This is a genomic window from Burkholderia sp. Z1 (genome assembly GCF_014893795.1).
Classification (GTDB): domain Bacteria; phylum Pseudomonadota; class Gammaproteobacteria; order Burkholderiales; family Burkholderiaceae; genus Burkholderia; species Burkholderia theae.
On sequence record NZ_JACFYL010000002.1, the window covers coordinates 848424 to 875069 of the forward strand.

At 67.0% G+C, this 26646-nt stretch carries 26 protein-coding genes and 1 pseudogene; 19 read left to right on the forward strand and 8 right to left on the reverse strand.

Annotated features, from left to right (window positions below; translation table 11 throughout):
- The first annotated feature begins 45 nt into the window (after nucleotides 1–45).
- The 5 genes from H3H55_RS20850 (at nucleotide 46) to H3H55_RS20870 (ending at nucleotide 5217) form a co-directional block, all read left to right on the forward strand.
- Nucleotides 46–471 (forward strand): GNAT family N-acetyltransferase, encoded by a 426-nt coding sequence (locus H3H55_RS20850; protein ID WP_193100026.1) that lies wholly within the window; start codon nucleotides 46–48, stop codon nucleotides 469–471.
- Nucleotides 472–660: 189 nt separating this feature from the next.
- Nucleotides 661–2328, forward strand: coding sequence for an ankyrin repeat domain-containing protein (locus H3H55_RS20855; RefSeq protein ID WP_193100027.1), 1668 nt, complete (start codon nucleotides 661–663; stop codon nucleotides 2326–2328).
- Between the two features lie 156 nt (nucleotides 2329–2484).
- Entirely contained in the window at nucleotides 2485–3345 is an 861-nt protein-coding gene (locus tag H3H55_RS20860; protein WP_193100028.1) for an isocitrate lyase/PEP mutase family protein, read from the forward strand.
- 335 nt (nucleotides 3346–3680) lie between these two features.
- On the forward strand, nucleotides 3681–3947 hold the full coding sequence (locus tag H3H55_RS20865; protein ID WP_129515472.1) for a YodC family protein: 267 nt from the start codon (nucleotides 3681–3683) through the stop codon (nucleotides 3945–3947).
- 100 nt (nucleotides 3948–4047) lie between these two features.
- Complete coding sequence (locus tag H3H55_RS20870; protein ID WP_193100029.1) at nucleotides 4048–5217, forward strand: cytochrome P450; 1170 nt, start codon at nucleotides 4048–4050, stop codon at nucleotides 5215–5217.
- Nucleotides 5218–5232: 15 nt separating this feature from the next.
- Here H3H55_RS20870 and H3H55_RS20875 read toward each other — a convergent pair whose 3' ends face one another.
- Entirely contained in the window at nucleotides 5233–5559 is a 327-nt protein-coding gene (locus H3H55_RS20875) for a superinfection immunity protein (RefSeq protein ID WP_129515470.1), read from the reverse strand.
- A gap of 90 nt (nucleotides 5560–5649) precedes the next feature.
- Nucleotides 5650–6069 (reverse strand): rhodanese-like domain-containing protein, encoded by a 420-nt coding sequence (locus H3H55_RS20880; RefSeq protein WP_193100030.1) that lies wholly within the window; start codon nucleotides 6067–6069, stop codon nucleotides 5650–5652.
- 114 nt (nucleotides 6070–6183) lie between these two features.
- Between H3H55_RS20880 and ftrA the strand changes: the two genes are divergently transcribed.
- The 7 genes from ftrA (at nucleotide 6184) to H3H55_RS20915 (ending at nucleotide 13239) form a co-directional block, all read left to right on the forward strand.
- Entirely contained in the window at nucleotides 6184–7146 is a 963-nt protein-coding gene (ftrA, locus tag H3H55_RS20885; protein WP_129515468.1) for a transcriptional regulator FtrA, read from the forward strand.
- Between the two features lie 54 nt (nucleotides 7147–7200).
- On the forward strand, nucleotides 7201–8004 hold the full coding sequence (locus tag H3H55_RS20890; protein ID WP_193100031.1) for a hypothetical protein: 804 nt from the start codon (nucleotides 7201–7203) through the stop codon (nucleotides 8002–8004).
- Between the two features lie 48 nt (nucleotides 8005–8052).
- Nucleotides 8053–9123, forward strand: a complete 1071-nt coding sequence (locus tag H3H55_RS20895) for an NAD(P)H-dependent flavin oxidoreductase (RefSeq protein WP_193100032.1) — start codon at nucleotides 8053–8055, stop codon at nucleotides 9121–9123.
- 81 nt (nucleotides 9124–9204) lie between these two features.
- A complete protein-coding gene (locus H3H55_RS20900; RefSeq protein ID WP_193100033.1) occupies nucleotides 9205–10659 on the forward strand; it encodes a M20 family metallopeptidase in 1455 nt (484 codons plus the stop codon).
- A 45-nt stretch (nucleotides 10660–10704) separates the two neighbouring features.
- The gene (locus H3H55_RS20905) at nucleotides 10705–11814 is read left to right on the forward strand and encodes a malate/lactate/ureidoglycolate dehydrogenase (protein WP_193100034.1); all 1110 of its coding nucleotides are present in this window, start codon (nucleotides 10705–10707) and stop codon (nucleotides 11812–11814) included.
- Nucleotides 11811–12392 (forward strand): TfoX/Sxy family protein, encoded by a 582-nt coding sequence (locus H3H55_RS20910; protein ID WP_193100035.1) that lies wholly within the window; start codon nucleotides 11811–11813, stop codon nucleotides 12390–12392. Before H3H55_RS20905 ends, H3H55_RS20910 begins: the two co-directional genes overlap by 4 nt.
- Before the next feature lie 268 nt (nucleotides 12393–12660).
- Nucleotides 12661–13239, forward strand: coding sequence for an NnrU family protein (locus H3H55_RS20915; RefSeq protein ID WP_193100036.1), 579 nt, complete (start codon nucleotides 12661–12663; stop codon nucleotides 13237–13239).
- A 28-nt stretch (nucleotides 13240–13267) separates the two neighbouring features.
- Here the strand turns inward: H3H55_RS20915 and H3H55_RS20920 are convergent.
- Together H3H55_RS20920 and H3H55_RS20925 are read right to left on the reverse strand one after the other, a co-directional pair.
- A pseudogene (locus H3H55_RS20920) lies at nucleotides 13268–13819 on the reverse strand (amino acid permease); the annotation flags it as partial.
- 80 nt (nucleotides 13820–13899) lie between these two features.
- Nucleotides 13900–14637 carry a sulfite exporter TauE/SafE family protein gene (locus H3H55_RS20925; protein WP_048250731.1) on the reverse strand — a complete coding sequence of 246 codons (738 nt, stop codon included), beginning with the start codon at nucleotides 14635–14637 and terminating at the stop codon, nucleotides 13900–13902.
- 264 nt (nucleotides 14638–14901) lie between these two features.
- Between H3H55_RS20925 and H3H55_RS20930 the strand changes: the two genes are divergently transcribed.
- The 3 genes from H3H55_RS20930 to H3H55_RS20940 are packed head-to-tail and all read left to right on the forward strand — an operon-like array spanning nucleotide 14902 to nucleotide 17335.
- Complete coding sequence (locus H3H55_RS20930) at nucleotides 14902–15957, forward strand: aromatic ring-hydroxylating oxygenase subunit alpha (RefSeq protein ID WP_193100037.1); 1056 nt, start codon at nucleotides 14902–14904, stop codon at nucleotides 15955–15957.
- Between the two features lie 20 nt (nucleotides 15958–15977).
- Nucleotides 15978–16148, forward strand: coding sequence for a rubredoxin (locus H3H55_RS20935; protein WP_193100038.1), 171 nt, complete (start codon nucleotides 15978–15980; stop codon nucleotides 16146–16148).
- Nucleotides 16145–17335, forward strand: coding sequence for an NAD(P)/FAD-dependent oxidoreductase (locus H3H55_RS20940; protein ID WP_193100039.1), 1191 nt, complete (start codon nucleotides 16145–16147; stop codon nucleotides 17333–17335). Before H3H55_RS20935 ends, H3H55_RS20940 begins: the two co-directional genes overlap by 4 nt.
- Nucleotides 17336–17517: 182 nt before the next feature.
- Here H3H55_RS20940 and H3H55_RS20945 read toward each other — a convergent pair whose 3' ends face one another.
- Entirely contained in the window at nucleotides 17518–18459 is a 942-nt protein-coding gene (locus H3H55_RS20945) for a LysR substrate-binding domain-containing protein (protein ID WP_193100040.1), read from the reverse strand.
- 434 nt (nucleotides 18460–18893) lie between these two features.
- Between H3H55_RS20945 and H3H55_RS20950 the strand changes: the two genes are divergently transcribed.
- The 4 genes from H3H55_RS20950 (at nucleotide 18894) to H3H55_RS20965 (ending at nucleotide 22082) form a co-directional block, all read left to right on the forward strand.
- The gene (locus H3H55_RS20950; RefSeq protein ID WP_319022310.1) at nucleotides 18894–20045 is read left to right on the forward strand and encodes a patatin-like phospholipase family protein; all 1152 of its coding nucleotides are present in this window, start codon (nucleotides 18894–18896) and stop codon (nucleotides 20043–20045) included.
- Between the two features lie 58 nt (nucleotides 20046–20103).
- A complete protein-coding gene (locus tag H3H55_RS20955) occupies nucleotides 20104–20880 on the forward strand; it encodes a DUF2092 domain-containing protein (protein WP_193100041.1) in 777 nt (258 codons plus the stop codon).
- Nucleotides 20881–20899: 19 nt separating this feature from the next.
- Entirely contained in the window at nucleotides 20900–21343 is a 444-nt protein-coding gene (locus H3H55_RS20960; protein ID WP_226800333.1) for a hypothetical protein, read from the forward strand.
- Nucleotides 21344–21650: 307 nt separating this feature from the next.
- Nucleotides 21651–22082: a hypothetical protein gene (locus tag H3H55_RS20965; RefSeq protein ID WP_193100042.1), complete on the forward strand. Its 432-nt coding sequence runs from the start codon at nucleotides 21651–21653 to the stop codon at nucleotides 22080–22082.
- Between the two features lie 154 nt (nucleotides 22083–22236).
- On the opposite strand, the gene H3H55_RS20970 is transcribed toward H3H55_RS20965, so the two are convergent.
- The 3 genes from H3H55_RS20970 to codB are packed head-to-tail and all read right to left on the reverse strand — an operon-like array spanning nucleotide 22237 to nucleotide 25549.
- Entirely contained in the window at nucleotides 22237–22917 is a 681-nt protein-coding gene (locus tag H3H55_RS20970; protein ID WP_193100043.1) for a TetR/AcrR family transcriptional regulator, read from the reverse strand.
- Nucleotides 22918–22955: 38 nt separating this feature from the next.
- The gene (gene codA, locus H3H55_RS20975; protein ID WP_193100044.1) at nucleotides 22956–24209 is read right to left on the reverse strand and encodes a cytosine deaminase; all 1254 of its coding nucleotides are present in this window, start codon (nucleotides 24207–24209) and stop codon (nucleotides 22956–22958) included.
- A gap of 44 nt (nucleotides 24210–24253) precedes the next feature.
- Entirely contained in the window at nucleotides 24254–25549 is a 1296-nt protein-coding gene (codB, locus tag H3H55_RS20980; RefSeq protein ID WP_193100045.1) for a cytosine permease, read from the reverse strand.
- Between the last annotated feature and the right edge of the window lie 1097 nt (nucleotides 25550–26646).

The following is a 26646-nucleotide window of genomic DNA, read 5'->3' on the forward strand; positions in this document are numbered from 1 at the left end:
ACGGCTTCGGCCGTTTCCCGTTCACGATTCAATCCGAACCATCCGATGACGTTCACATACGAGGTGACCGACGCGGGCGACGCGAACATGCGCAAGCAGATCGTCGCGCCGCTCGTGCGTTTCAACGAAAGCCAGGCCGGCCCGAACGACTTCCGTCCGCTGGCCGTGCTGGTGACCGACGCGGACGGCTCGGTGGTCGGCGGCCTGTGGGGCGGCACGGCGTTCGGCTGGCTGCATGTCGACCTGCTCGTGGTGCCGGAGGCAGCGCGCGGCCAGGGCGCCGGCACGCGCATCATGGATCTGGCCGAAACGGAGGCCGTCGCGCGCGGATGCCACAGCGCGTGGCTCGACACGTTCGACTTCCAGGCGCGGCCTTTCTACGAGAAACGCGGCTACGCCCGCTTCGGCGAACTGCCGGATTATCCGGTCGGGCACACGCGCATTTTCCTGACGAAGAAGCTCGCGGGTTGAGCGGCGGCGCCGCTGCGCGGCACGGTTGACGATGTCACCGGCCGTCGCCTAGGATACCGGTCAGCGATGCAGGTCGCTTCCGGGTCCGCGGAAAGGGTTGAACCCACCTGTCGCAGCAAATCCAGTCTTTCCCCATCCTTTGTGCTGGCGGTATTGCGGACCTTCGGCCATTTCCGCACGAGGATCCGCATGAACACGCTGCCCCCCAGGGCCAATCCCGAACATCTGAAAAAGCAGGCCAAGGCATTGTTGCGCCTGTACCGGCAGGGCGACGCGCAAGCCGTCGAACGCTTTGTCCGGTTTCTCCCCGCCGCCGCGAACCGCACGCACGCCGAAGTGCGCGCGCTCGGGCTTCGCCTGCACGATGCGCAGTCGTGTATTGCGCGCGAATATGGCTTCGCGTCGTGGGCCGATCTCGGTGCGTTCGTCGAAACGCATGTGCTGGCGCGGCAGCAGCGTTCGCTGCTGATCCGGCGCTGGCTCGACCTCGCATACGGCGGCGATGTGACCGGCGGTTTCGGCGCGGCCCGGCCGCGGGTCGCCGCGCAATTGCTGCGCGACCAGCCCGACCTCGTGTCGGGCGATCCGACCATCGCGTGCGCGGCGGGCGATCTCGACGCGGTGCAGGCGGCCTTGGCCGCCGATCCCGGCTGGGTCGCGCGCGCCGGCGGCGCGCTGAATCTGCCGCCGCTGGTCGCCGTCACGCACTCGCGGCTCGGGCAGATCCCCGAGTTTGCCGTCAGGCTGCGCGCCTGCGCGCGTCTTCTGCTCGATGCCGGCGCCGACCCGAACCAGCGGATCGGCAACCGGTTCCCGCCGGCTTCGCTCGCCGCGCCCGACGAGTCGGGCCCGCTGTCGGCGCTGTATGGCGCCGCCGGCGTCAATCGCGATCCGGCGCTCACGACCCTGCTGCTGGAAGCCGGCGCCGACCCGAACGACGGCGAATCGCTGTATCACTCGCTGGAGAACCCGGCGTGCACGCGGCTGCTGCTCGAGCACGGCGCGCGGGTGGGCGGGACGAATGCGTTGCGAAGGGCGCTCGACATGCGCGACGCGGCCGCGCTCGAACTGGTGCTCGCGCATGGCGGTGACCCGAACGAACCGGCCGGCGAGGGGCCGACGAAGATGTGGGGCGCGCCGTTGTTGCGGGCGATCGCCGTGCGCTGCTCGGCGCGCCATATCGCCGCGCTGCTGGCGGCCGGCGCCGATCCCGGCGCGCGGACGGTGGCAGGCGTCAGCGCGTACCGGCTGGCCATGCAGACCGGGCTACCCGACGTCGCGGCGTTGCTGCGCGCGGCCGGCGCGGAGGAGACGCTCAGCGCGGCAGACGCGTTCGTGGCGGCCTGCGCGCGTGCCGACGCCGACGACGCGCGGCGCATCCAGGCGCGGCATCCCGAATTGCCCGGCGCGCTGCCCGACGACCGGCTGCGGTTGCTGCCGGACGCCGCCGCGTGGGGCTCGGGCGACGCGGTGAAGGTCATGGTCGAACTGGGCTGGCCGATCGCCGCGCGGGGCGGCGACTGGGACGCGAGCGCGCTGAATCAGGCGGTGTTCCGCGGCGATGCGGCGCTGCTGGGGTTCCTGCTCGAACACGGCGCAAGCTGGCGCGAAACGCACGGGTTCGGGAGCGATGCGCTCGGCACGTTGTCGTGGGCGTCCGTCAACGAACCGGAGGGCGTCGGCCATCCCGACTGGGAAGCCTGCGCGCGCGTGCTGATCGCGCACGGCGTGCCGCAAGCCGCGCGCGATCCGTCGAATCCGGACGGCGTGCTGATCGACGGTCGCGCGATGCAGTTCTCCGAAGCCGTCACCGACGTGTTGCTCGGCATCGACGACGGGCAGCCCGTATCGAAGTGAACGACAGTGGCTGGACAGCGGGCAGGCGGTGAACCCTGCCCGCGCGTGGCCGGCCGCGAGATTTTTCCTGTCGTGCGACGACATTTCGGCCATCGCTGAAACGTCGCGTGCACGACCGGCGTAAGCTCACCCGTCAACACCTTCCGGGAGTCCACGATGACCCGTTCCGACCTTCAAGCCCGCCAAGCCGAAGCTTTCCGCGCACTGCACACGCGCCCCGGCGCGTTCATCATCCCGAACCCGTGGGATGCCGGCACCGCCCGCCTGCTCGCGATGGCCGGCTTCGAGGCGCTCGCCACCACGAGTGCCGGCTACGCCTTTTCGAAAGGGCAGCCCGACAACGCGATCGACCGCGACGCGATGCTCGATCACATCGCCGATCTCGTCGCCGCGGGCGGCCTGCCCGTGAGCGCCGATCTCGAGAACGGCTTCGGCGACGCGCCCGCAACGGTGGCCGAAACGATCCGGCTGGCGGCCGAGGCCGGCGCGGTCGGCGGCTCGATCGAGGATGCGACGGGCCGTGCCGATGCACCGATCTACGCGCGCGAAGCGGCGATCGAGCGCATCGCGGCGGCCGTCGACGCGGCGCGCGCGCTGCCGTTTCCGTTCACGTTGACCGCGCGCTGCGAAAACTACCTGCATGGCCGCCGCGACCTCGCCGATACGATCGCGCGGCTGGTCGCCTATCGCGACGCGGGCGCCGACGTGCTGTACGCGCCGGGCATCACCGATGCCGACGAGATCGCGGCGGTGACGCAGGCGGTCGGCGCGCCCGTGAACGTCGTCATGGGATTGCAGGGTGGCTTGCTGAGCCTCGATGCGCTGGCGGCGCTCGGCGTGAAGCGCGTCAGCGTCGGCGGCGCGCTGGCGCGGGCCGCGCTCGGCGCATTCCTGCGCGCCGCGATGGAGATGGCGCGCGACGGCACGTTTACATTTTCGCAAGCGGCCGTGCCGGGTCGCGAACTCAATCGCTGGTTCGCGGCGCCCGATAATTCACCGGTTTTGTTCGATGAATGACGACAAATAAAAGGTGGGATCGTTTCCAGTCGAAACGTTGATTGACAATAATCAACCGATTTCGCGTCCGAATTAAATGGCAATGACGGCGCGAAAACCATCGTTTATTCTCCGCATTTCTCCGGTTCACCCGGAACCGGCGCGCAAGCCGCGCCGGACCTGGCGATTGCCTTTCGCCGCGCGTGCCGATGCGGCGCATTGTTACATTTTCCCGGGCGACGCGTTTTTTGTGCGCGGGAGTTGCCGGTTATTTTTTTGATTGATAATCTGCCGCACGTCGAACGACCGGTCGGTGAGTTGCCGGGAATATCAATATATAAAAACCTGAGAGAACGATGACGATCCGAGAAAATCAGCGTGTCGGGTTTCGCGTCGGTGATGTCGTGACGCTGAAAACCGGCGGGCCGCGCATGACCGTCACCTATGCCGGGCCGGTCGTGTTCGACGACAGCGACTGGCTGATCTGCCAGTGGTTCGACGAAAGCGGCGAGTTCCGGCAGGAAATGTTCCATCACGACACGGTCGTGCCCGAGCCGCGTGCGATTTCGGCCGGGCGCGTGCGGATGCGCATGCAGTCGCATCGCTACCGGTCGGCAGCCTGACGCCGGCCGGTCACTGCGTGCGGCAGTGCGCGGCGCCCGCGCCACGACATTTCACGCCAGCCCGAAACATGAGGCGGCGCGCTGCGCCGATACTGCACGCATGAACCCGACCGATCCCATTGCCGCGGTGACGCACCGCGATCCCTATCCCTACTACGCAGCGCTCGTCGACGGGCCGCCGCTCGTGTTCGACGCGACGCTCGGCCTGTGGGTCGCGAGCCGCGCGGCGGCCGTGACGGCCGTGCTAAGCCATCCCGCGTGCCGCGTGCGTCCGCTGGACGCGCCCGTGCCGCCCGCGTTGCGCGGCACGACGGCCGGTGCGCTGTTCGGCGAGCTGGTGCGCATGAACGACGGCGCGTCGCGGCACGACGTGCCGAAACAGGCGCTGCGCACCGCGTTCGCGCCGATCGACACGGATGCGCTGCACACCCGCGCCGCGCAGCTGGCCGCACGGCGGTTGCCGGCGCCGGGCGACGTCGACGCGCTGAACGCGTGGTGCATGACGGTGCCCGTTTGCTCGGTCGCCGATCTGCTCGGCTTCGACGAGACGCAACTCGACGACATCGCGGCGCAGGTCGTCGACTTCGTCGCCGCGCTGTCGCCGCTGTCGGACGCCGCGGCGCTGGCCCGCGCGAGCGACGCTGCGCGGCAACTGCTCGACCGGATGACGGAGCGCGTCGCGCAGACGCACGCGCACGACGGCACGCTGGTCGCCGCGGTGCAGCAGGCGGCCCGCGCGGCGGGCTGGCAGGCGAGCGGCGGGCTGGTCGCGAATCTCGTCGGGTTGCTGTCGCAGACCTGCGAGGCGACGGCCGCGTGGCTCGGCAATGCGCTGGTGGCATGGGACGGGGACGCGCAAGCCGCGCGCGTCGCGCCGGACGACGCGACGCTCGACGCGTTCGTGGCCGAAGTGGGACGCTTCGATTCGCCGGTGCAGAACACGCGCCGCTTCGTTGCGGCGCGCACGACGATCGAAGGCGTGACCGTCGGAGCCGGCGACGCGATTCTCGTCGTGCTCGCCGCGGCGAACCGCGACCCGGCCGTGTATCGCGATCCGCATCGGCTGATGCCGGGCCGCGCGGCCGGGCCGAATTTCGGTTTCGGCACGGGGCCGCACGGCTGTCCGGGCGAGCGGATCGCACGGGCGGTGACGACGGGGGCGTTCGGGGCGTGGCTGCGCGCGGGCGGTTGGGCGCCGCGCGACCGGCTGGCGTGGGATTACCGCGCGTCGACCAACGTCAGGATGCCGATGTTCGACGCGGCGCGGTGAAGGGGAAAGAGGGACTTAACGGCAGCCTTGTTTCTCCGCCCATTGCTCCTGGGCGGCGACGCGGCGTTGCACGCGTTCGACGAGGCCGGTCGAGAAGGTGCGCATGCTGATGCCGCGACGCTTCGCGATGATCGTCTGCGCGACGTCGGCTTGCGGGTTCGGCTGGCATGCCCAGTACAGCGTCATCAACCAGCCGATGCCCGTCCACGCGAACAGCGCGTTGAACAGCGCGATCGTCAGCTTGTCGCGCCGGCCGCGCCGGTCGGCAATGATGGCAGGCAGAAAATAGAGCGCGATCGCGACAACCGAACCCACTGCTTGAATCAGGACTGCGTTCTGCATGGTGCTGCTCCGTCCGAACTGCAATGGAGCCGATTGTCGCGCTTTTTCCGTTCGTGTGCCGGCAATTGATTGTTGCGTTTTTAATCACGATCAGCCGGCTTCGGCGTTCTCCAGCTGCTCATCGTTGCTCAGGATGAACCCTTCGTCGAGCCAGCCCGTCACGCCGCCGATCATCAGCTTGACCGGCCGGCCGAGGCGGGCGAGCTGGATCGCCGCGCGCGCGGCGCCGTTGCAGTGCGGGCCCGCGCAGTAGACGACGAACAGCGTGCCGGCCGGATAGCCGGCGAGCTTGCTCTCGATGATCTTGCGGCGCGGCAGGTTGCGCGCGCCGGGCACATGGCCGGCCGCGAACTGGTCGGGGCCGCGCACGTCGAGCAGCACGAAATCGGGCGCGCCGGACGCGAGCGCGTCGTGCACGTCCCAGCAATCGGTCTCGAATCGCAGCGACGCCTCGAAATGCGCGAGGGCGGCGGGGCTGTCGGCGGCGGGCACGTCGGTGACGTAAGACATGGGCAGGTTCTCCGGGTCGAAAGGGCGCGGAAGGCGCCGTCATGAAGGGCAGTATCGCGGTTCGGCGCGTTTCGCGGCAGTGGCGCGATCGACAAGTTCCGGTAACATCGCGCCATGCACAATCATCTTGTCGTCGCGCTCGCCTACGATCGCCTCTGCACCTTCGAATTCGGCTGCGTGGTCGAACTGTTCGCACTCGAGCGCCCCGAGCTCGGCGTCGACTGGTATCGCTTCGCGGTATGCGCGAGCGAGCCGGGGCCCGTGCGCGCGGCGGGCGGCATCACGGTCGCCGCGCCGTACCGGCTCGCGACGCTCGATCGCGCGGATACCATCGTGATTCCCGGCTGGCGCGATCCGGACGAACTGCCGCCGGAGCCGTTGCTGAAGAAACTGCGGGCCGCGCATCGGCGCGGCGCGCGGCTCTGCTCGATCTGTTCGGGCGTGTTCGTGCTGGCGGCGGCCGGCGTGCTCGACGGTCTCACCGTGACGACGCACTGGCGTTACGCGGAGCGCCTGCAGGCACGTTATCCGGCGCTGCGCGTGAATCCCGATGCGCTTTACGTCGACGAAGGGCAGATCGTCACGTCGGCCGGCTCGGCGGCCGGGCTCGACATGCTGCTGCATCTGGTGCGCCGCGATTACGGCGGCGCCATCGCGAACCGTGTCGCGCAGCGCCTCGTGCTGCCGCCGCATCGCGACGGCGGCCAGGCGCAGTTCGTGCCGCGGCCGGTCGCGCCGGGCGGCAGCGACCGGCTCGCGAAGCTGATCGACTGGATGCGCGTGCACGCGGCCGAGCCGCACACGCTCGCGTCGCTCGCCGCGCAGGCCGCGATGAGCACGCGCACGCTGCAGCGCCAGTTCGCGGACGCGACGGGGATGTCGCCGCTCGCGTGGCTGATCCGCGAGCGCGTGAATGTCGCGAAGGACATGCTGGAAGCTCAACCCGCGCTGTCGCTCGCACAGATCGCGGCGCGCGCGGGGTTCGGTTCGGAGGAATCGCTGCGCCGGCATTTCCGGCGCGTCGCGGCGACCAGTCCGGCCGCCTACCGGCGCGGGATGGGTCGCGGCGAAAGATAATGACGGGCGCCGAACGGGGCCGTTCGGACACGACAACAAAAGGAAAAAAACATCATGGGCTTGTTCGGAAAGCTGTTCGGAAAGAAATCGCGCGACGAAGCGTCGTCGGCACCTCAGGCGCCTTCGACTGGCGATCAGGATTCGCAGAACGAGCAAAACGAGCAGAACGAGCAGAACGAGCAGAACGAGCAGAACGAGCAGAACGAGCAGAACGAGCAGAACGAGCAGAACGGCCCCGACATCGCACCCGAACTCGCGCCCGCGCTGGCGGCCTACCAGGCCGGCCGGCACGAGGCCGCGATTGCGATCGCCGCGCCGTACGCAGAGCGTCTCGCCGATGCGGCGCGGCTCTGCGCGCTCGCGTATTCGGCGATGGACCGGTATGCCGACGCCTTCCCGCACTGGCTCGCGTTGTTCGAACAGGAACCGAGCGCGCACAACGCGGTGCAGCTCGCGACGACATCGGTGATGTGCGGTGAAGTAAAGCGCGGCGAAGCGTGGCTGCAGAAGGCCGCCGAGATCAATCATGAAACGCACGAGCAGTCGGATGTCGCCGCGCGCGTGAACTTCATCTCCGCACTGATGCAAAGCGGCCATCTTTACGACGCACTGCCGCATATCGCGTGGATGCGCGACGTGTACGGCCAGGTGCGCATCACCGATTCGACGTTCCTCTACATGCGCGGCATTCCGTTTTTCCCGTCGTTCCTCGAGAAGAGCCTGGAGATCCTGAAGGCCACGCAGCCGGCCGACGCGATTGCGCCGTGGTACGGCGCGCTCCACGGCAAGCTCGACGAGGAAGGCGAAGCGCAGCTTGCCGCGTGGGTCGGCCAACTGCCGGAACAACCGGCCGCCTGAACGGCCGCCGACGCTCGCGATAACCATTCATTCCGAACAAGGATTCCGATGACGATGCTGCCTTCCCGTTTGCCGCTGATCCAGGCCCCGATGGTCGGTTCGCTGAGCCCGCTCGCGATCTCGGTGTGTGAAGCCGGCGGGCTCGGCTCGCTCGCGTGCGCGGCGCTCGGCCCGCAGCAACTGCGCGACGAGATCGCGGCGATCCGGGCACGCACGTCCGCGCCGTTCAACGTGAACTTCTTCTGCCACACGCCGCCGGCCCCCGATGCCGAGGTCGACGCGCGCTGGCGCGCGGCGCTCGCCGGCTACTACGCGGAAGCCGGGCTCGATCCGGCCGACGTGAAGGGCGGTCCCGGCCGCGCGCCGTTCGACGATGCGATGTGCGCGGTCGTCGAGGAATTGCGGCCAGCCGTCGTGAGCTTCCATTTCGGGCTCCCGGACGACACGCTGCTCGACCGCGTGCGACGCACCGGCGCGCTAGTCGTTTCATCCGCGACGACCGTCGAGGAGGCGCGCTGGCTCGATGCGCGCGGCGTCGATGCGATCGTCGCGCAGGGCGCGGAAGCCGGCGGCCATCGCGGGATGTTCCTGACCGACGACATTCATGCGCAACCGGGCCTGTTCGCGTTGCTGCCGCAGATCGTCGACGCGGTGCGCGTGCCGGTGATCGCGGCCGGCGCGATCGCCGACGGGCGCGGCATCGCGGCCGCGTTCGCGCTCGGCGCGCGTGCGGTGCAGATCGGCACGGGCTACCTGCTGACGCCGCAGGCCGGCCGCTCGGCGCAGCATCGCGCGGCGGTGCGCGCCGCGCGCGACGACGGCACGCGCGTGACCAACCTGTACACGGGCCGGCCCGCGCGCGGGCTGCTGACGCGCTTCATGCGCGAGCAAGGGCCGATGAGCGCGCTCGCGCCCGCGTTCCCGCTCGCGACGGCCGCGGTCGATCCGCTGCGCGGCGCGTTCGAGCGGCAGGGCCGCGACGATTTCTCGCTGCTGTGGTCGGGCGAGGCCGCGGCGCTCGCGCGCGAAGAGGATGCCGGCGCGCTGACGCGGCGCTTGTGGGACGACGCGCTGGCGTGCGCGGCGGGGTTGCGCGACGCGTTCCCGCAGGCGGTCTGAAGGGCCAGGGCAGGGGGCGCCGGAGCGGAAGCATCGGCGTATGATCTGGGTTTTCGTCAGCCCGATCCAGGCACCCCCATCATGACCTCCGTTGACACTACCCCCGTCCTCGACCATGACAAGCTCGTTACCTTCATCGAGCGCAAGTGGAACGATGAAATCCTCCACGCACTGACCGACTACATCGCGATTCCCGCGAAGAGTCCCGCGTTCGACCCCGATTGGGCGAAGCGCGGTTATCTCGAGCGCGTCGTCACCGACGCCGCGCAGTGGGCCGAACGACAGCCCGTGAAGGGCCTGAAGCTCGAGATCGTGCGCCTGCCGGGCCGCACGCCGGTGATCTTCTTCGAATCGCCGGCCACGCGCTCGGGCAGCACCGACACGATCCTGCTGTACGGCCACCTCGACAAGCAGCCCGAATTCGACGGCTGGCGCGCGGACCTCGGCCCGTGGACGCCGAAGTTCGAGAACGGCAAGCTGTACGGCCGCGGCGGCGCGGACGACGGTTATGCGATCTACGCGAGCCTCGCGGCGCTCGGCGCACTCGACGAGCAGGGCATCGAGCGGCCGCGCTGCGTCGGCCTGATCGAAACCTGCGAGGAATCGGGCAGCTACGACCTGCTGCCGTACGTCGACGCGCTGCGCGACCGGCTCGGCCAGGTGTCGCTCGTCGTGTGCCTCGATTCGGGCGCCGGCAACTACGACCAGATGTGGCTCACCACGTCGCTGCGCGGCCTCGTGTCCGGCGACCTGCAGGTCGAGGTGCTCGAGGAAGGCATCCACTCGGGTGTCTATGGCGGCATCGCGCCGTCGAGCTTCCGCGTGATGCGCCAGCTGTTCGAGCGTCTGGAAGACGCGAAGAACGGCAACCTGCTGCCGGGCGTGTTCCATTGCGAGATTCCGTCGAGCCGCGTGCGTGAGGCCGACGCGGCCGCCGCGATCCTCGGTGACGCGGTGTGGAAGGGGCTGCCGTGGGCGTGCGGCGCAGACGGCAAGCCTGTGCTGCCGACCACGACCGATCCGCGCGAGGCGCTGCTGAATTCGACGTGGCGTCCGTCGCTGTCGGTGACGGGCGCGGCCGGCATGCCGGCGCTCGCTGATGCGGGCAACGTGCTGCGTCCGCGCACCGCGTTCAAGCTGTCGCTGCGCCTGCCGCCGCTCGTCGACGCCGCGCAGGCCGTGCAGCAGCTGAAGGCACTGCTCGAACTCGATCCGCCGTACAACGCGAAGGTCACGTTCAAGCCGGACGCGGGCGCCGCGACCGGCTGGGCGGCACCCGATCTCGCGCCGTGGCTCGCGTCGTCGCTCGACGCCGCGTCGCGCCGCCACTTCGGCGCGGACTGCGCGTACATGGGCCTCGGCGGCACGATCCCGCTGATGAACGTGCTGCAGGCGGGCTTCCCGTCCGCGCAATTCATGGTGTGCGGCGTGCTCGGGCCGAAGTCGAACGCGCACGGCCCGAACGAGTTCCTGCACGTGCCGTATGCGAAGAAGCTGACGGCCGCGGTTGCGGACGTGATCGCGTCCGCGCGCTGATCGTCGCGATTGCCCGACTCACTCCGACCTGAAGGAACCCTGCCGATGACCGCACTGCCGACGCCCGACACCGAACCGCTGCGCCTGCGCGCCGAACCGCTGCATGCATTCGTCGCGGCACTCTGGGAACGGGCCGGCAGCAGCGAGCGCGAGGCGCGGCTCGTCGCCGATCACCTGGTCGGCGCGAATCTCGCGGGCCACGATTCGCACGGGATCGGGATGATCCCGAACTACGTCGCATCGTGGCGGGAAGGGCAGTTGCAACTGAACGGGCACGCGTCGATCGTCCGCGACGGCGGCGCGGTGCTGACGATCGACGGCGGGCGCGGCTTCGGCCAGGTGATCGCGTTCGAGGCGATGGTCGAAGGGATCGAGCGTGCGCGGCGCATGGGCATCTGCGCGATCGGGCTGCGCGACGTGCATCATCTCGGCCGCATCGGGCACTGGGCCGAGCAGTGTGCGCGCTCGGGGCTCGTGTCGTTCCATTTCGTCAACGTGCCGGGCGACCTGCTGGTCGCGCCGCTGCACGGCACCGATCCGCGCTTCGGCACGAATCCGTTCTGCGCCGCGTATCCGCGTGCGGGCAAGCCGCCGCTGCTGCTCGATTTCGCGACGAGCGCGATCGCGTACGGCAAGACGCGCGTCGCGTACAACCAGGGCAAGCGCGTGCCGGCCGGGTCGCTGATCGACCATCTCGGCCAGCCGACCGACGATCCGGCGGTGATGCACGAGCAACCGTTCGGCGCGCTGCTGCCGTTCGGGCTGCACAAGGGGTATGCGCTGGCGGCGATGTGCGAGATCTTCGGCGGCGCACTCGTCGGCGGGCATACGACCTATGGCGACACGTTGCAGAAGACGAGCGCGATCGTCAACGGGATGCTGTCGGTGCTGATCGATCCGAACGCGTTCGACGCGGTAGATGCCGAGCGCGAGGCCGATGCGTTCGTTGCATGGGCGAAGGCGTCGCCGCAGGCCGGCGATGCGCCGGTGCAGGTGCCCGGCGAACCGGAGGAAGCAAGCCGGGCCGCGCGCGGCGCAGGCGGCATTCCGGTCGACCGTGCGACGTGGCGGCAGATTCGCGAGAGCGCGGCGGCCGTCGGCTTCGACGACGCCGAACTCGATGCGTGGACGCAGCGCTGCGAGGCTTCCGCGTGAGCTGGCAGTCGGAGAAGGCGCACGGCGAGGAGATCGCGTACCAGCTTGCTCCGCTCGGCATGGTCGAGGTCGCACGGTTCTTCAGCGGGGCGGCGATGCGGCTCGATGGCGTGATGTTCGGCTTCATGTCGCGCGGGTCGCTGTTCCTGCGTGTAGACGACGTGAATCGTCCGGCGTTCGTCGCGGCGGGCATGGGGCCGTTCTCGTACGCAAGGCCGACGCGTACCGTAGCGCTCGAGGGCTACTACGAAACGCCGGCCGACGTGCTCGAGGATGCGGGCGCGCTGTTCGACTGGTGCCGCAGCGCGTATCGCGCGGCGCTGCTGGCGGGGCCGCCGAAGCGCAAGGCGAGGGCCGCCCGTAAGCCGGTGCCTGCGACGGGATCCGCGGCGGCGCCGAAATCCACATCGAAGCGTTCGGTGAAACCGGAGCCGAAGACGGCATCCACGGCGGCAGCGAAATCCGCGCCGAAGCCTGCGCCAAAACCGGCGCCGAAGCCGAAAGCGGTAGCGGTAGCGGCATCGAAACCTGCGCGGAAACCGGCATCGAAACCCCCGGCCAAGCGCAAACCGGCATAGCGCCGGTCTTGCGAGGCGATCGCCTCGCGACGTTCCCTTTCCTTTCTTTCAGGCGTGCCCATTGCCGCGCGACGGGTGCGCGAAAGCGCCAGGCTTGACGCACCGCACATCCTGCATGCTTCACAACGGCAGCCTTGGCGTTTATGATCGGCGCGGGTTGCGCCGGTGCCTGGCACGACCCGCGCCGGCCTCGCCGCCGGCCCCGCGAACGGCGCATCGTACGCCGCGCGGAACGCTTCCCCACTCATCATTCCAGCGGAGACAGCCGATGCCCGTCCTGATTCTCGGTTTAGCGATCTTCCTCGGTGTGCACTCGATCCGGATCGTCGCCGATGGCTGGCGCTCCGCGATGATCGCGCGAATCGGCGAGAAAGGCTGGAAGGCCGGTTATTCGATCGCGTCGATCGTCGGCTTCGTGCTGATCGTCCGCGGCTACGGGATCGCGCGCGAGAGCGCGACGCAGCTGTGGGTGTCGCCGGTCGGCGTGCGCCACCTGACGGGCATGCTGACCGCGGTCGCGTTCGTGCTGATCGCCGCGTCGTACGTGCCGCGCAACCGGATCAAGACGCTCGTCGGACACCCGATGCTGGCCGGCGTGATGGTCTGGGCGGTCGCGCACCTGCTCATGAATGGCACGCTGCACGCGGTCGTGCTGTTCGGCGCGTTCTTCGTGTGGTCGATCGTCGATTTCGTCGTGTCGCGTGCGCGCGACCGCCGCGACGGTGTCCGCTATCCGGCTGGCGGGCTGTCGGGCGACGTCGTCGCCGTGCTGGGCGGACTCGTCGTCTGGGCCGTGTTCGCGCTGTTCCTGCACGGCTGGCTGATCGGCGTGCGGCCGTTCGGCTGAACGCGCACGCCGGGCCGCCGGCCGCCGGTCAGCGCAGCTTCGCGCCGGACGCCTGCCCGAACGACGGCTGCCTGCGCCGCAGGAAGTACGACGCGACGATCGCGAGCGCCGTCGATACCGTGAACCAGAACTGGAATCGCGAATCCGGGTTGAACGCCTGCGACCCGAGCACGGCGACCAGCGCCAGCAGCGCGACCCAGTTCGACACCGGATAGAACCACGCGCGGAACGCCGACGGGTCGCGTTGCTCGTGCTTCGTCTGCCGGCGCATCGCGAAGTGCGCGGCGATGATGAAGATCCACACGATCATCACGAACGCGCCGCTGCTCTTCGCGAGCATCAGGAACAGGTCGCCGCCGCTCACGAAATGCACGCCGAGGATCGACACGCAGATCGCGAGGCACAGCACGAGCGCGTTCATCGGCACGCCCTTCGCGTTGGTGCGCCCGAACATCGCGGGCGCATGGCCACGCTGGCTCAGCGAGAACAGCATGCGCGAGTTCGAAAACAGGAACGAGTTCATCACCGACATGAACGACACGAACAGCACGATCTTCATCGCGACGGCCGCGCCGGTGAACGAGATATGTGAAAGACGTCTTGCGGTTTGCTCATCAATTGCCGCTGCATTGCCGTGATGGCGGCAGCGGCGAGCGTGCGTCAGATCGGTTTGACGAACAACCCGATGGTCAGTATCGCGCCGATGCAGACGATCCCGATGCGCAGGATGCGTTCGTTCACGCGCTGCAGCGCCCACGTGCCGAGCAGCCCGCCGACGATCGCACCACCGCCGAGCGCGAGTGCGGAGCGCCAGTGCAGCTGCGGCGACGTCAGGAACAGCACGACGGCCGATGCGTTCATCACGCCCGCGAGCGCGTTCTTGGTCGACATCGCGTGACGCGGCGACAGGCCGGCCATCGTCAGCGTGGCCATCATCAGGAAGCCGAGCCCGCCGCCGAAGTAGCCGCCGTAGATCGCGATCATGAACTGCGAGATCGCGGCGGGGACGGCACCGAGGTGAGCCGTGCCTTCGCGCGGCTTGCGGAAGAAACTGCCCCACGCGAATACGATCGTCGCGAACAGCACGAGCCACGGCACGAGGTGCGAGAAGATCGACGAAGGCGTCTTCAGCAGCAGCAACCCGCCGAGCGCGCCGCCGACGACGCTGATCGCGAACATCGCGCGAAACGACAGCTTGCCCACGCCGCGCACCATGTTTCGGCTCGCCCAGCCTGTCGTGACTTGTGCGGGAAACAGCGCGACCGTCGACGTGATGTTCGCCGCGAGCGGCGACATGCCCGACACGATCAGCGCGGGCAGCGTGACGAACGAGCCGCCGCCGGCGAGGGTGTTCTGCAGGCCGGCCCAGAGGCCGGCGAGGATGACGAGAGCGAGCATGGGTGCGGGGGCGGGGAGGTGGCTGGGCTCGCTTGCCGGAGGCGGGCAGGCGCGGTGGACGCACGATGGTAATGCAGGATCGCGGGCACGGGAAGCCGATGCGGCACGCGCGTGCGGTGCGCGTCCATGCCGGCGTCGACATGGACTACATGGCGGTCCGGCGATGGGAGCCGGGCAGCGCGCTCTATATCGTGGGTTCCGCGCGGTTATGCCCGGACCTTCGACGGTCGCCGCGTTGACAGCCACTCATGCCAGGAGACACGAATGACGCATACCCAGGTCGTGCCGTTGACTCGGTCACGCTCGCCCGTCCCGCCCCGCAACTGCACATTCGACGTGCGCGATTGGGAAATACTGAGCCGCTACTGGCATCCGGTCGCGTTCGCGAGCGACGTGCGCGAACGCCCGCTCGGCGTGACGCTGCTCGACGAGCGGCTCGTGCTGTTCCGCTCAGGTGACACCATCGTCGCCGCGCGCGACGTGTGCCCGCACCGGGGCGCGCCGCTGAGCCGCGGCTGGGTGGTCGGTGATCGGCTCGTGTGCCCGTATCACGGCCTCGAATACGCGGCCGACGGCAAGTGCGAGCATATTCCGTCGCAGCCCGACGGCCCGATTCCGGAGCGCCTGTGCCTGACGACCTTCGCGGCGCAGCAGGCGTACGGGCTCGTATGGGTATCGCTGGGCGGCGGGGAACTGCCTTTGCCCGATTTCCCCGCGTGGAACGAGGAGGGTTTCCAGCAGATCCTGCCGCCGTCGATCGATATTCGCGCGTCAGCCGGCCGGCAGACGGAAGGGTTCATCGACGTCGCGCACTTCGCGTGGATTCATCACGACAGCTTTGCCGACCGGCGCAATCCGGTCGTGCCGCAATACTCGGTGGAGCGGCGCGAGAACGGGTTGCGGGCCGAATACGTCAGCACGGTCAGCAACTTTCCGAAGTCGATGCAGCATCGCGCGCCCGACGGGTTTCTGTGGCGGCGCGTGTTCGAGGTCGACGTGCCGTTCTTCGCACGCCTTACCGTGCATTTTCCGGAAGGCGGCCGGCTCGCGATCCTGAACGCGGCCAGCCCCGTTTCCGCGCGACTGACGCGCCTGTTCGTACCGATCGTGCGCAACTTCGATCACGACCTGCCGCTCGACGACGTGTACGAATTCAATCGCCAGGTGTTCGAAGAGGATCGCGAAATCGTCGAGCAGCAGTGTCCCGAGGATCTGCCGATCGATCGTTCGCAGGAAGCGCCGATCCTGGCCGATCGCTCGTCGGGTGCCTACCGGCGTGCGCTCGGCGAGTTGGGGCTCGGCCAGTCTTACGCACGCTGATCGCTGCACGGGAGAACACGATGAAGATCTGGGAATGCGTGATCTGCGGGTTTCGATATGACGAGGCCGAGGGCTTGCCGCAGTACGGGATCGCGGCCGGCACGCGCTGGGAAGACGTGCCCGACGACTGGATGTGTCCGGACTGCGCGACCGGCAAGCACGATTTCGACATGCAGGTGGTGGCCGCATGAGCACACTTGAAACGTCGGAGAACCGGCGCGATCCCGTCGTCATCGTCGGCACGGGCCTCGCGGGTTATACCGTGGCGCGCGAGTGGCGCAAGCTCGACGGCGAGACGCCGCTCGTGATGATCAGCCGGGACGACGGCAGCTTCTATTCGAAGCCGGCGCTGTCGAACGCGCTCGCGCAGCGCAAGACACCCGAGCAGCTTGCGATGTCCGACGCGGCGACGATGGCGGATCAACTGCGCGCGTCCATCTGGACGCAGTGCGCGGTGCGGCGGATTCGCGTGGACGCGCATGAGATCGTGCTCGACGACGCGCGGGTGCTGCGCTATCGCGCGCTGGTCCTCGCCACCGGCGCGGATGCGCGGCGCGTGCCCTGCGAAGGCGATGGCGCGGCCGACGTGCTGTCGGTCAACGACCTGGCCGACTACGCGCGGCTTCGCAGCGCACTGCGCGACTGTCGATCGGTCGCGATCCTCGGCGCGGGCCTCATCGGTTGCGAGTTCGCGAACGATCTGGTCGCGGCGGGGCTGACGGTCACCGTGATCGATCCAGCCGACGCACCGCTGTCGCGGCTGCTGCCGCCGGAGGCCGGACAAGTGTTCGCGCATGGGCTGCGCGACGCGGGCGTACAGCTTCGGCTCGGCGCGGGCGTGCGCTCGATCGCCCGTCTCGTGCGCGGATACCGGCTTGCGCTGACGGATGGCGCGAGCCTCGACGCGGACCTCGTGATCTCGGCGATCGGGCTCGTGCCGCGAACCGCGCTCGCGCGAGAGGCGGCGCTCGATGTCGCGGACGGGATCGTGACCGACGCGTGGTGCCGCACCAGCGCGCCGGACATTTTCGCGCTGGGCGACTGCGCGGCGATCGACGGGCGTGTGCGCCCCTACGTGCTGCCCATCATGCACGCGGCGCGCGCACTGGCTCAGTGCTTGCGGGGCACGCCGGCACGGGTGGATTTTCCGGTGATGCCGGTCGTGGTGAAGACGCCGGCCATTCCAGCCGTCGTCGTGACGGCGGACGACGGTGGTCGCTGGACCACCGAGATCGGAGTCGGCGATGCGCCGCGCGCGACGCGCGCGCTGTGCTCGGATCCCGAGTCGGGGCGCATCACGGGTTTTGCGCTGCTCGATGCGGCGACGGCGGAAAAGGCCGCGCTGCTGAAGGCGATGACTGCTGGCGCATCGACCTAGCCTTATAGCCGCGCGCATGCGCGCGGTCCCTGAAATGGCGCTTTTCCAGGTGCGCCTTCGACAGGCAGCCCCTTCGCTGACCGACCCCTGTCGCGGACGCGGCCCGCACGATATGCGTGGGCCCGTCCGTTCGTCGCCGCGAGCATTTGCTCGCGGCTTTTTTGCTTTTTACCGCCTGCGTTTCACCGCCTGTCGCCTGCGTTTTCCGGCACCAGCTTCTTCGCGACGCCCGACACGAGCCGCCGCAGCCAGATGGCGGCGGCGCTGCGATGCGTGCGGTCGTGCCAGAGCTGGTAATAGCTCAGTGCCTGCGGTTCGCACGGAAGCGGTTCGATGCGCAGCGGCAGCAGGCTGCAGAAATGCATCGCGAGCGTGCGTGTCGTCGTGAACAGCAGGTTCGAGCGCATCAGCACATAAGGCGCCATGCCGAAGTAGGGCATCGTCGTCGTGACGTTTCTCGACAGGCCGCCGCGCGCGAGTTCCCGGTCGATCGTGCCGAGCCCCGTCGCGTGATGCGTGGTCACGCCGAGATGTTCCGCTTCCCGGTAGACGTCGGCGGTGAGCCGGCCGCGCTTGATCCGGTGATCGTCGCGCATCAGGCACACGAGATCGTCCCGGCACAGCGGCTGCAGATGCAATTGCTGGGCAGGTGTGCTCCAGTTGCCGACCGCCAGATCGAGCGCGCCGCTTTCGAGCGCGTGTTCGTATCCGCCGTCCACCGTCATCAGGTGCTGGAACTCGATGCGCGCGCCCGGCGCCTCGTGCTTGAACGCGTCGACGATCGCGGGAAGGAAGAACACGTCGAGATAGTCGGGCGAGCCGATGCGGAACGTGCGACGCGTCGTGGCGGGGTCGAACTTGCTTGCTGGATTCAGCACGGCCGCGATGCCGGCGAGCGCCTGGTCGAGCGGCTCGACGAGCGTCATCGCGTGACTGGTCGGCACCATCCGGCTGCCGCTCCGCACCAGCAGCGGATCGCCGGTGATTGCGCGCAGCCGGCGTAGCGCGACGCTGATGGTCGGCTGCGATTGTCCGAGCAGCAGGGCGGTGCGCGAGACGCTCGATTCGGTGATGAGCGTGTGAAGGGTCTTCAGGAGATGGGCGTCGATGACGTGTCGGGACATGCAGGCTGCCGGTGAGGATGATCGTGTTTCGATGTATACGCAGCGATATTTCGGTCGTCAATCGAGTGGATAACCGAGGCCGTGCGAGCGGGCCTTGCGCGGCGGACTTCATAACGGATCGGATATCGCGTCCATGTTCGCGTCGCGATGATGGCGGATTGGGGGCTGATGCGTCGGAGCCGGCCGCGATCGAACTGGATACGTGGTCGGGGACGGTGTCGTATGTCGTCGTTCCGGATCGGCCTGCGAGCCATGCAGATTTTGCAATCGAATTCGCACCAGTTGATGGTGCAGAATACGCAATTCCCGGACGCATTATCCGCACGCGTGGTGTATCGGGAAATTTCCCGGCGATTTCCGGAAATTTCCGAGCCGCGATGCCATGGCGCGCAACGTAATATTTCTCATCGATTCGACCAGAAAGGGGATATGGCGTGACGCAAAGCGGAATTGGCAGTTTGCCGGCAGACCTGACGGAAAGGCTCGGCCGATTCGACCGCAGGGTCCTCGTGCTTCAGGGCGGCGGCGCGCTGGGTGCCTATCAGGCGGGCGTATTCGACGGCATCGCTTCATTGGGTTTCAAGCCGGACTGGGTGGCGGGTATTTCGATCGGGGCCATCAATGCCGCGTTGATTGCCGGCAACCCGCCGGAGCGGCGCGTCGAGCGCTTGCGGGAGTTCTGGACGCGCGCGTCGGAACGCACGGCCTTCATGCATCCCGCTTCGTTCGATGCGATGCGGCCCTATCTGAACGCGATGAGTGCCGCACAGTCGATCGCGCTGGGCGTACCGGGCTTTTTCGTGCCGCGCGTCGCACCTCCCGTCATCGGGCGATTCAACGATCCCGGCGCGTTGAGCCTGTACGACACGCGGCCATTGAAGGCCACGCTCGAGGAGCTGGTCGATTTCGATCTCATCAACAGCCGGCAGGTCCGGTTGTCGCTGGGCGCGGTCAACGTGCGCACGGGCGCGACGGTTTTTTTCGACAACGAGCGGACCCCCATCGGCCCCGCGCACGTGATGGCCAGCGGTGCGCTGCCGCCGGGTTTCCCGCCGGTGCAGATCGACGGCGAGTGGTATTGGGACGGTGGTATCTCGTCGAATACCCCGCTGTGGCATGTCGTCGACGAGGGTTACCGGAACAGCGCGCTGATCGTGCAGGTCGACCTGTTCAGCGGTGCGGGGGCGTTGCCGCAAAGCCTCAGTGAAGTTCAGGAGCGGATGAAGGACATCCAGTACGCGAGCAAGGCCCGGTTCGGTTCGGCTCGAATCAGGGAACTCGAGGAACTGCGCGGGTCGCTGCGCCGGGTGCTCGACAAACTGCCGGAGGAACTCCGCTCCGATCCCGACGTGCAGCGGCTCGCCGGGATCAGCAAGCGCGGCGCCGTCGCGCTCGTGCACTTTACGAATCGCCACAACACGCGTTCATCCGACTTCAAGGATTACGAGTTCTCGCGCGCGACCATGAGCGAATTGTGGGAAGGCGGGCTGTCGGACGTTCGCGGTGCGATCGAACGGCAGGCATGGCGAAACGTCATCGAGCTTGCCGAAGGCATCCGGATTTTCGACCTCACGCCGTCCGAGTAGCGCGCGAACGCGGAATCCGCGTTTCCGTCGCTTCTCGCCGATATTTAAGGAGTACAAAATGAAAAGCAGGATTTCATGCGTGGTCATGCTGGCCGCGGCACTTGCCGCGCCGCCTGTGTTTGCGCAGGCATCGGCGCCGGCTGCCGCGAACAACGTCGACAACGCGGTCGACCCCGCCGCGGTCGACGCACTCAAGGCCATGGGCGCGTATCTGCATTCGCTGGGTCGCTTCAGCGTATCGACCGAACTCACCGGCGAGAGCGTGCTGCAGGACGGCCAGAAGCTTCAGCACAGCGCCTCCGCGGTGCTCGACGTGGATCGTCCGCACCGGTTGCGTGCCGTCATGACCGGCGCCGGCAACAAGCGCGAGATCATCGTCGACGGCAAGACCGTGACGCTTTATTCGCCGGCACAAAAGTACTATTCGACTGTCCCGTTCGACGGCACGCTCGCCGATCTGATCGGCATACTGCGCGACAAGTACGGCGTGGAATTGCCGTTGTCCGACCTGTTCGTCTGGGCGGCCGGCGAAGCGCGCACCGACCAGTTCGAATCGGCGCTGTATGCGGGCCGGGAATACATCGGTACCGATCCGTGCGATCACTACGCGTTCCGCCAGAAGGGTCTCGACTGGCAGATCTGGATCAGCGCCGGCGCGAACCCCGTGCCTCGCAAGATCGTGATCACGCGGCGCGACGACGACGCGCGCCCGCAGTCCGTGTCGATCCTGAACTGGACGTCGCCTCCGACGTTCGGCGACTCGGCGTTCAGGTTCCAGCCTCCTGCCGGTGCGAAGCGGATCGATCTCGCCCCGGTCGCCGCGAACAAGGGGTAAGCAGATGAAGACTACGCACATGCCAAAGGCCACCCGTATCCTTTCCGCGTTGCTGGCCGTCTGCCTGATCGGCACGGCGCCGGGTATCGCGTTCGCCGCGCGGCACGACGACACGCGCGTATCGCGCGACCGCACGCACGTGAGCAACACGCACGTCGATTCACGTACGCGCAACGTTCGCAGCACGAGCGTCAACAACGTCAACGTGAACGTGAACCACAGCGTCAATGTCCATGCGGACGTCGACACGCACAACGGCTGGGACAACGATCACCCCGTTGCCACCGCGGCTGCCGTGACCGCGACCGTGGCGGTCACGTCGGCGGTGGTGGGCTCCATCGTCCGGTCGGTGCCGCCGAACTGCGTGCCCGTGAACTATGGCGGCATGGTGTACCAGCAATGCGGCGGCACCTGGTATCGGGCACAGGGGACGCAGTACGTCGTCGTCAATCCGCCGTATTGACGCTCCGGCACGGGCCGATCCGGGCTTGCGCGCGGTAACGGCGACGGATTGGCCGGCGTTTCAGCGACGGGGGCGCGAGCGTATTTCGATATCGTGTTATCCGGATTCGTATCCCCGGCCCGCTTCGTGCGGGCTTTTTTTATGCGCGCCGGCGTCGTTTCGTGCCGGCGGTTCATGAGATGCCATTGGCGCGTAGCGGCTGATTCCGGCCAGGAAATCGCCCGATTTAACCGTTCATTACGATGGGCTTTCCGGAAAAATGCTAAATTCGCCGCTCGATATCTCGGAATTTGAAGAGGGCAGGCAGATGCTGAAGAAATGGGTCGGGATGGCAGTGGTGGTTGGCGCGACGGCAGTGGCGTCGCTGCCTGCGATGGCCAGTGACACGAACAACGCACTGGGCGGCGCGCTCGGCGGTGTCGCCGGCGCGGCGGTCGGCCATGCGGTCGGCGGCAGCACGGGCGCCATCATCGGCGGCGCGGTGGGCGGCGGCGCAGGCGGCGCGGTGACGTCGAACAAGCGCGAACGCACGGGCGCGGTCGTCGGCGGCGCGTTGGGCGGCGGCGCGGGCGCCGCTGCGGGCAACGCGATGGGCGGCACGACCGGCAGCCTCGTCGGCGCCGCGGTGGGCGGCGGTGCGGGTGCGGCGCTGGGCGGCCACGTGTCGCGCAACAACTCGCGTTCCAACGACCATTACCACGGCAACAAGCACAAGAAGCGCCACAAGCACAACGACTGACCGGCGATTCCCCGGCGAGCCTCGATGAAGCGAGCGGCGAGCGAACGGCGACGAAGCGCGCATCATCGCGACTTCATCCCGCACGGCTCGACGAACGCCGAGGGCGCCGGGCCGCTGTTGCATGACCGACCTCGCGATGGAGGCGGTCAATTCGTCATTTCGTCATGCCGTCGTTGGTGATCAGGGCCTTGAGCACCAGGTCCGAGATGGTGCGGTAAGCCGCGTCGAAATCGTCGCTACCCAGCGTGCGCTTGCCGAGCACCAGCAGCATCTGGGGCGCGAAATCCGCATACGCCTGCGTGGCTGCCCAGATCAGGAAGAACAGATGCTCCGCATCGACCGGCCTGACCTTGCCGGCATCGATCCAGCGTTCGAGCACCCGGATGTCGTCGCGCAACACCGGAATCAGTTGCTTGCGAATTTCCTTTCCGTAAGTCTTCGCGCCGCCGATGATCTCCAGCGCAAACACCCGCGATCCGTGCGGGCGATTTCTGGAGAATTCGAGCTTGGCCCGGATGTAGGCCGACATGGCTTCCGCGGGCTCTCGATCGGGCGCCGCAAACTCCCGCATCCTGCCGAGCCAGTCCCGCAATACGTCATCCAGCACGCGCTTGTAGAGCGCCAGCTTCGTCGGGAAGTAGTACATCAGGTTCTGCTTCGACAAGCCGGCGGCCGCGGCGATCGTCGTAACGGAGCTCCCTTCGAATCCGTAAGTGGAAAACGATTCCTCGGCCGCGGCGAGAATGGCCGCCTCGAGCGTGTCGCGCAGCGCTTCGCGCCGGCCATGGGGCCGGGCGGGCGTTCCGGCAGTCGGCTCGGATGGGTTCGTCGCCATGTCTTCCACCTGCAGGTCGGACCGGGATCGTCGCCCGCTCAATGCTTGTTCGCGTCCGGATAGGTGATGCGTTCAGGCGCGCGCTGCATGATGACCTTCCCGGCGCGAAGCGACATGTGCACCTTGGCTTGCTTGCGAACCACTTCGTAGTCGCAATCCGCGTCGAGGATCAGCAGATTGGCCGGCCGCCCGACGGCGATGCCATAACGATCGCCCAGCGACATCGCGTTGGCGCTGTGCTCCGTGACGAAGTCGAGGCATCGCTGCAGGTCTTCGTAACCGAGCATGTGGCATACGTGCAGGCCGACGTCGAGGATGCGCAGGATGTTGCCGTTGCCGATCGGATACCACGGATCCTTGATCGAATCCTGTCCGAAGCACACGTTGATGCCGGCGCGATCGAGTTCTGCCACCCGCGTAATGCCGCGTCGTTTCGGAAAGGTGTCGAAACGCCCCTGCAGGTGGATGCTTTCGGTCGGACACGAAACAAAATGGATTTCCGAGCGCTTCAGCAAGCGGAACAGCTTCGAGCAGTACGCGTTGTCGTAGGAACCCATGGCGGTCGTGTGGCTGGCGGTGACGCGCGTGCCCATCCCGCGAACCCGCGCTTCTTCCGCGAGCACCTCCAGGAAGCGTGAGTGCGGATCGTCGGTTTCGTCGCAATGGACATCGACCAGGCAGCCCTTGCGTTCCGCGAGATCCATCAGGAACTTGATGGAGCTCACGCCCTGGTCGCGGGTGTTCTCGAAATGCGGAATGCCGCCGACGACGTCGGCGCCCATCTCGATCGCGCGCTCCATCAGCGCGCGTCCGTTCTCGAACGATTCGATGCCCTCCTGAGGGAACGCGACGATCTGCAGATCGATCAGGTCGCGCGCCTCGTCCCTGACCTCGAGCATCGCCTTCAATGCGGCAAGCGTGTGATCGGTGACGTCCACATGCGTGCGCACGTGCTGGATGCCGTTGTCGCGCAACATCCCGATCGTGGTGTGGGCGCGGGCTTTCGTATCGTCGTGCGTGATGGTGGCCTTGCGTTGCCCCCACCGCTCGATGCCTTCGAACAGCGTGCCGCTCATGTTCCACTCGGGTTCGCCGGCGGTCAGCGTCGCATCCAGATGAATGTGCGGCTCGACCAGCGGCGGGATGACGAGATTGCTGCCTGCATCGATGACGTCGTCACCTTGTGGCGTCAGCGGCGACGGCTGGAGGTCGATGCCGCGAATCGTGTCCGCATCGATGTCGATCGTGAAGAGGCCGCTACGGCCGCGCAATTTCGCATTGACGATTTTCATGAAAGCTCCTGTTGTTCGGGGGACCGGGACGGCGCTCGGCGGAATCATTCGCCCTGGACGGACGGTTCGCGCGACAGCGCACGGGCAATCTGCAGCAGCACGACGTACGCGCCGGCGGACGCCGCGATGCCGACGATCGGCGCGATCCACGGCGACGTGTAGGCGAGGATCGCGCCGATCGCGTAGGCGGCCAGACCCACCAGATTGAAGCGCGGAAGGCGCGCGGTGGCAAGCGGCGGGTATTTCCCGCGATGGCGGTACCAGTAGTCCGCCATGATCACGCCGCCGACCGGAGGAATGATCGAGCCGAGCAGCACCAGGAACGGAATCAGCAACTCGTACATTCCGCCGACCGCGAGCACGATGCCGATCGCCGCGCCCACGAGGACGAGCGTGCGACGCCGTTCGGTGCGCAGCAGGTGGCATCCGGCGGCCGCGACGTTGTACATCGTCGGCCCCTGGATGGTCCACAGGTTGAGGCACAGCATCACGACCGCCGCGATCGACAGGCCCTGCAGCATCATCACTTCGACGATATCCGCTTGCTGATAGACGATCGCACAGTACGCGCCCGCGATGATCATCAGGCCGTTGCCCGCGAAGAATCCGATCAGGCTGGCCGACACGGCGCTGCGCGCGCTGCGTGCGAGGCGCGTCCAGTTGGTTGCCTGGGTGGCGCCGCTGGCAAAGGTGCCGATGACCATGGTCACGGCGGCCGAGAACTGCATCGGATGAGACGGCGCGATGTGCTTGAGGCCGGCCCATCCGCCGATATCGCGGGTGGCGATCCACATCGACGTCATCAGAAGCACGAACATCAGCGGCACCGAGACGCGCGACAGCACGTCCATGCCCCGATAGCCGATGATCGCCGTGATCGAAAACCCGAAGCCGAACAGGATCATCAACGGCGTGGTAACGGAGGCCGGCCACCCGAGCAGCTTGACCAAGACGATGGCCACCGTCGCGGTGCCCCATGCGTACCAGCCGAGTTCGGCGAAGCCCAGCAGAAAATCGGACAGCTTGCTGCCGACTTCGCCAAAGCAGAATCGTCCCATCAACACCGCATTCAGGCCGCTGCGGGCCGCAATCAACGCCAGCGAAGCCGCATAGGCGGCGAGCAACAGGTTTCCGATCACGGCGATCTGGATCATGCTGACGACGTCGAACGCGACGCCGATCTTGCCGCCGGCAAACATCGTTCCCGTGAAGAACGTGAAACTCAACAACACCATCGTGATGGACAGGAATCCGGTGCGTTTCTCGAGCGGGACTTCGCTTAGCGAGAATTCTCCGTGATCCGATGCGGCCTTCGGTCGTGAATCCTGGTTCGTGGGCATCTTTTCTCCCGTCAGCGATCTGGGTGGGTCCGAAAGGGTTGGCAGGGGCCGTGCATGGACAGATGACGCGCTGTTTCCAGGTGTCATTCTCTCTGTCCAAAATTTTTACAAGCGTAAAAATTCAGGCCGGGCGGATGGCGGGGGGAAGGGCGGGATTGGTGCGGTGCACCCTTGATTGGGTCAATGTCGATCAACGTTTGCAGGACGAGATGGCCGATCTTTCGGGGAAGAGTGCGTGCACCTTGCTGGTGGATGCGATCGGAGTTCGTGCGTGGCAGATACGCTCCGGGATTCGCTTGCAGGCAGAGTCCGACCACTATTCCTGATTGACCGTAGTGGGAATCGTGGTGATCGAGCGGGGTCATTGGGCAGCAGATGCGGTGCAGAAGTTGGACACCACGACATATTCTGTGTACCTGAAGAGCGAAGTCAGGTAGACCGGCAGTCGTGAAAAATACTGGGCCGGGCTGGAACTTCGTGATGCGGTAGCTGAAGGTTGAACTCAAAGGCGTGAGCGAGAAAAGCGACATCCTGAAATGCCGCGTACTTTGCAAAGTCATAACAGCAACGCACGAATTCATTCATGCCTTCCCATTTCGGCTGATTTCGCTTGTGCACGATGCGTTGATACCTTGGCGTACATCGCAGCAGCTATTTAGTATGTAGTGCAAATAGATCAGTGCGCCAAAGTGCGAGGCCGAGAGGTTGTTGTGGCTGATCAAGCATCACTGGCTGTCCGGAGGTGGGTTGTATGGTTTCCGTAAGATAAAGGTAGACCTGCACGAATCCGGCGATATCCGCAGATGTTGACGTGGCTCACTGCTCAAAAGAAACCTTTGGAATGACAGAAATCTTGCAGTCACATCAATAAGGAATCCATAGACTCAAGTGGCGTAAACAATAGACATGCGGTGCTGTGGATGCCTGCGTTTCAGGTCAATCCTTCCGTTCCGGTCAGGTTCGAAACGAGTGCGCGCGATATGAAGATAAGGTTATATCAGCATCTCATAAACTCACTGGTCGGCAGGGGGCGGGGGCGTGATACTCGCGTGCATTGCTATTCGCAACATTTCAACCATGACAGCCACAGAAGTCCC

Coding starts and splice junctions, on each gene's coding strand:
- H3H55_RS20955 (WP_193100041.1), top strand. CDS start 20,104: ATGAAAAGCAGGATTTCATGCGTGGTCATGCTGGCCGCGGCACTTGCC.
- H3H55_RS20890 (WP_193100031.1), top strand. CDS start 7,201: ATGGGCTTGTTCGGAAAGCTGTTCGGAAAGAAATCGCGCGACGAAGCG.
- H3H55_RS20880 (WP_193100030.1), bottom strand. CDS start 6,069: ATGTCTTACGTCACCGACGTGCCCGCCGCCGACAGCCCCGCCGCCCTC.
- H3H55_RS20895 (WP_193100032.1), top strand. CDS start 8,053: ATGACGATGCTGCCTTCCCGTTTGCCGCTGATCCAGGCCCCGATGGTC.
- H3H55_RS20905 (WP_193100034.1), top strand. CDS start 10,705: ATGACCGCACTGCCGACGCCCGACACCGAACCGCTGCGCCTGCGCGCC.
- H3H55_RS20970 (WP_193100043.1), bottom strand. CDS start 22,917: ATGGCGACGAACCCATCCGAGCCGACTGCCGGAACGCCCGCCCGGCCC.
- H3H55_RS20965 (WP_193100042.1), top strand. CDS start 21,651: ATGCTGAAGAAATGGGTCGGGATGGCAGTGGTGGTTGGCGCGACGGCA.
- H3H55_RS20945 (WP_193100040.1), bottom strand. CDS start 18,459: ATGTCCCGACACGTCATCGACGCCCATCTCCTGAAGACCCTTCACACG.
- codA (WP_193100044.1), bottom strand. CDS start 24,209: ATGAAAATCGTCAATGCGAAATTGCGCGGCCGTAGCGGCCTCTTCACG.
- H3H55_RS20860 (WP_193100028.1), top strand. CDS start 2,485: ATGACCCGTTCCGACCTTCAAGCCCGCCAAGCCGAAGCTTTCCGCGCA.
- ftrA (WP_129515468.1), top strand. CDS start 6,184: ATGCACAATCATCTTGTCGTCGCGCTCGCCTACGATCGCCTCTGCACC.
- H3H55_RS20960 (WP_226800333.1), top strand. CDS start 20,900: ATGCCAAAGGCCACCCGTATCCTTTCCGCGTTGCTGGCCGTCTGCCTG.
- H3H55_RS20935 (WP_193100038.1), top strand. CDS start 15,978: ATGAAGATCTGGGAATGCGTGATCTGCGGGTTTCGATATGACGAGGCC.
- H3H55_RS20930 (WP_193100037.1), top strand. CDS start 14,902: ATGACGCATACCCAGGTCGTGCCGTTGACTCGGTCACGCTCGCCCGTC.
- H3H55_RS20940 (WP_193100039.1), top strand. CDS start 16,145: ATGAGCACACTTGAAACGTCGGAGAACCGGCGCGATCCCGTCGTCATC.
- codB (WP_193100045.1), bottom strand. CDS start 25,549: ATGCCCACGAACCAGGATTCACGACCGAAGGCCGCATCGGATCACGGA.
- H3H55_RS20850 (WP_193100026.1), top strand. CDS start 46: ATGACGTTCACATACGAGGTGACCGACGCGGGCGACGCGAACATGCGC.
- H3H55_RS20900 (WP_193100033.1), top strand. CDS start 9,205: ATGACCTCCGTTGACACTACCCCCGTCCTCGACCATGACAAGCTCGTT.
- H3H55_RS20855 (WP_193100027.1), top strand. CDS start 661: ATGAACACGCTGCCCCCCAGGGCCAATCCCGAACATCTGAAAAAGCAG.
- H3H55_RS20925 (WP_048250731.1), bottom strand. CDS start 14,637: ATGCTCGCTCTCGTCATCCTCGCCGGCCTCTGGGCCGGCCTGCAGAAC.
- H3H55_RS20875 (WP_129515470.1), bottom strand. CDS start 5,559: ATGCAGAACGCAGTCCTGATTCAAGCAGTGGGTTCGGTTGTCGCGATC.
- H3H55_RS20870 (WP_193100029.1), top strand. CDS start 4,048: ATGAACCCGACCGATCCCATTGCCGCGGTGACGCACCGCGATCCCTAT.
- H3H55_RS20915 (WP_193100036.1), top strand. CDS start 12,661: ATGCCCGTCCTGATTCTCGGTTTAGCGATCTTCCTCGGTGTGCACTCG.
- H3H55_RS20865 (WP_129515472.1), top strand. CDS start 3,681: ATGACGATCCGAGAAAATCAGCGTGTCGGGTTTCGCGTCGGTGATGTC.